The following is a 760-nucleotide window of genomic DNA, read 5'->3' as shown; positions in this document are numbered from 1 at the left end:
ATCAGGTAGCTTTTCACCTAACTTCATTTTTTCATCATCAAAAGCTATTCCTGAAAATTGTAAAGACTCACCTAATCTATAAAGCTCTTTTGATTTAATATTTTTTAGACCTATCACCTTATTATGATTATCGAAAAAGACCTCATATTGTTTAGGTATGACTAGAGTATGCATAGTTTCTCTATCACCTCTTACTATGATGGATAAACAATTATTATGAAGAGTTAAATTTCCTTGAAAGATTGCTTCTAGTTGAGCTAAATTTGGATCAACCCTTACATCTTTAGCTAAAATAAAAAAGGCTATTTGCAATATAAGGTGGGATTTTTATAAATCTCACCTTATTTTTTTAACTCAACTCTAAATTTTGCAATCTAAGGTTGAACTACTTGAGCTAATCAATTTTAAAATTTGCATTATAAGGTTGAAAGTGAATTTAGCTTTTTAATAATCCTTTTAGTTGACTCAAATATTCATTTGTTTTTTGTTGAGCATTTTCTTCTGATAAATTCAAATCGGATTGAATCTTAATGATGCTTTGTTCAAACTGGCTTAATTCCAAATCACTCAATCGTTGTTCATCTTTGTACATATCTATAGTTGCTCGACACAAATGAATGAAGTGTACTGTTGTTTTGTGCTGATAATTACAACAAGCATGAATGATATTTTTGAGTCGTCTGTGGCGTAGCTCAATATTGATTGGTTTATAAGTTGGATGACTTGCGCTAAAAAATAGTGCCTTATCTATGGCATCACC

Annotated in this window: 1 protein-coding gene and 1 pseudogene; both read right to left on the bottom strand. The window is 30.1% G+C overall.

Annotation, left to right across the window (positions count from 1 at the left end; all coding sequences use genetic code 11):
- Positions 1–312 (bottom strand): hypothetical protein (locus IRT38_RS17415; RefSeq protein ID WP_042893728.1); only part of this gene is annotated, 312 nt, incomplete at its 3' end.
- A gap of 124 nt (positions 313–436) precedes the next feature.
- Positions 437–760 (bottom strand): annotated as a pseudogene (locus tag IRT38_RS17410) (hypothetical protein); the annotation flags it as partial.

It is taken from the genome of Acinetobacter sp. SK-43 (genome assembly GCF_015351505.1).
Classification (GTDB): Bacteria; Pseudomonadota; Gammaproteobacteria; order Pseudomonadales; family Moraxellaceae; genus Acinetobacter; species Acinetobacter junii.
The sequence above is the reverse complement of the archived record's forward strand: the minus strand, read 5'-3'. Positions and strand labels throughout refer to the sequence as shown.